Consider the following 2488-nt stretch of genomic DNA (forward strand, 5'->3'; position numbering starts at 1 on the left):
GGCGTCGGCCAGCTGGGATCGCAGCTCACGGGTGCCGGCCCGGGCCGACAGCAGCCGGTCGATCATGTGGTTGAGCGAGGTCGTCGCCCAGGCCTCCCCGGTGGTGCCCGCCGAGGCCGCCGGGTCGCCGCCGGTCGGCATCGAGGAGCCGAGCAGCTCGTCGACCGTGCGCCGCACCGAGGCCGGCAGCCGGTCCCCCAGCGCGAACCGCAGCCGCGCGAGCTCGGTCCCGGCCTGGGCACGGGCGTAGCCCCAGCGGCCGAGGAACACCCGCCCGGCCTCGCCCCGTTCGCGCGGGTCGCGGGCGTACTGGTCGGTCGCGACCAGGAACGCGCCCGCCCCGGGCCCGAGCGCGACGACACTCCACTCCGACGCCAGCGGCTCGTCCGGGTCCAGCACCACGAGGTGGACGCCGTCCGGCACGTCGTGCACCCCGCCGTCGGCGAACGCGACGACGACGTGCATCCCGGCCTGGGCCATCCGCGCGTAGACCTCGCGCTCGCGGTCGAAGAAGCGCAGCTGCTGGAACAGCGCGACGACGACCGTCGGGTCGTCCCGCGGCCCGGACATCACCGCGCGCTCGATGGAGTGCGACAGGTGCACGAGCAGCCGCTTCGACGCCGGCTCCGGGCGCGCGCCCGAGGCGCGCTCCCAGGCCTCGCGGCGGCCCTCGGACAGCCCGTCGACGTAGGCCTGCTCCGAGGCCACCCGGACGGCGTGGGCAAGCGGTCCCTCGGACATGGGTGACCTCCGGTCGTCGGACGGCGCCCGGTTCGCGACACGGGACCACGCCGTGTGTCGACCCAACAACCGCGGGTCGCCGAGGGCAACCGGTGGCCGGGTACGTCCGGTGGGACCACAGGCCACTGCGACCAGCGGCGTGACGCCGCCGGTCCACCCACCGCGCAGCCGAGCGGGAGGACGAACGCGACGAACGGCGATCAGCCGTCGAGAGCGGCGACGGCGCGGCGGGCTGCGACCGGGTCGGCCGCGGCGCAGGCCGCGCGGGCCCGCTCCCGGCATTGCTCCACCGTCAGCCCGGCCAGGGTCGCCCCGACCGCGGCGAGCGCACCGGACCCCATCGACAGGCTCGCGACCCCCAGACCCACCAGTACCGCGGCCAGCCCCGGGTCGGCCGCGGCCTCGCCGCACACCCCGACCGGGGTGCCGGTGCGCGCCGACGCCTCGCCGAGCAGCCCGAGCAGCCGCAGCAGCGCCGGCTGCCACGGGTCGTTGAGCGCGGCCACCGGCCCGGACTGGCGGTCCGCGGCGAACAGGTACTGGGCCAGGTCGTTGGTGCCGACCGAGACGAAGTCGACCTCGGCCATGATCTCGTCGGCGGTGAGCACCGCGGCCGGGATCTCGATCATCACGCCGGCCTGGGAGATGCCGTGCGCCCGGCAGCGCTGCACGAACCAGCGCGCCTCCTCGGCGGTGGCGACCATCGGCGCCATCACCTTGAGCGCGACGCCGGTCTCCTTCGCCGCGGCGGCGAGCGCGGCGAGCTGGCGCTCCAGCACGCCGTCGCCGTTGCCGGGGACGCGGGCGATCCGCAGGCCGCGCACGCCCAGCGCCGGGTTGGGCTCGCCGTCGAGCGACAGGAACGGCAGCGGCTTGTCCGCGCCGGCGTCGAGGGTGCGGGCGGTGACCGGCCTGCCGGCGAACGCGGACAGCACCGCGGTGTAGACCTCGCGCTGGGCGGCCTCGGTCGGCTCCTCGGCCGCGGAGAGGAACGCGAGCTCGGTGCGGAACAGTCCGACGCCCTCGGCCCGGGCCTCCGCGGCCTTCGCCGCGCCGGGGCCGTCGCCGACATTGGCCAGGACCGGCACGACACGGCCGTCGGCGGTGCGGCCGACGCCGTCCCACTCGGCGGTGACCGAGGCGGCGGCGGCGAACGCGGTGGCCTCGTCGAGGGTGGCGACCTCGACGACCTCACCGGTGCCGCCGTCGACGGTCAGCGCGGCGCCCTCGGCGATCCGGGTCGCGCCCGCGCAGCCGACGACCGCGGGGATCCCCAGCGAACGCGCGAGGATCGCGGTGTGGCTGGTCGGGCCGCCCTGCTCGGTGACCAGGGCGAGCGCGACGCCCGGCTTCAACCCGGCGGTGTCGGCCGGGGCCAGGTCGGTCGCGACGAGCACGGCGGGCGCGTCCAGGTCGGCGACGCCCGGCGCGGGCAGCCCCAGCAGCTCCGCGACGATCCGGTCACGCACGTCGTGGATGTCGCGGGCGCGCTCGGCCATGTAGCCGCCCATCGACGACAGCATCTCGGCGAAGGAGTTCGCGGCCTCCCACACCGCGCGCGCGGCGGGCCGCCCCTGCTCGGTGACCAGCCCCTGCGCGCTCTCCAGCAGCGCCGGGTCGCCGACCATCGTCACGGTCGCCTCCAGCACCTCGCGCGCGTCGCCGGTGACGGTCGCGGCGCGCGCGGTCAGGCGCTGCGAGACCAGCTCGACGGCCGGCGCGATCCGCGCGGCCTCGGCGGCGGCGT

Annotated in this window: 2 protein-coding genes; both read right to left on the reverse strand. The window is 77.2% G+C overall.

Going from position 1 to position 2488, the window contains the following annotated elements; translation table 11 throughout:
* A partial coding sequence (locus GTW08_RS16240; protein WP_275938988.1) for a DICT sensory domain-containing protein occupies positions 1-741 on the reverse strand: 741 nt, incomplete at its 3' end.
* A 200-nt stretch (positions 742-941) separates the two neighbouring features.
* Positions 942-2488: putative PEP-binding protein (locus tag GTW08_RS16245; protein WP_161152166.1), on the reverse strand; the 1547-nt coding region annotated here is incomplete at its 5' end.

The sequence above is a fragment of the Pseudonocardia sp. SID8383 genome (genome assembly GCF_009864975.1).
In the GTDB taxonomy this organism is placed as follows: Bacteria; Actinomycetota; Actinomycetes; order Mycobacteriales; family Pseudonocardiaceae; genus Pseudonocardia; species Pseudonocardia alni.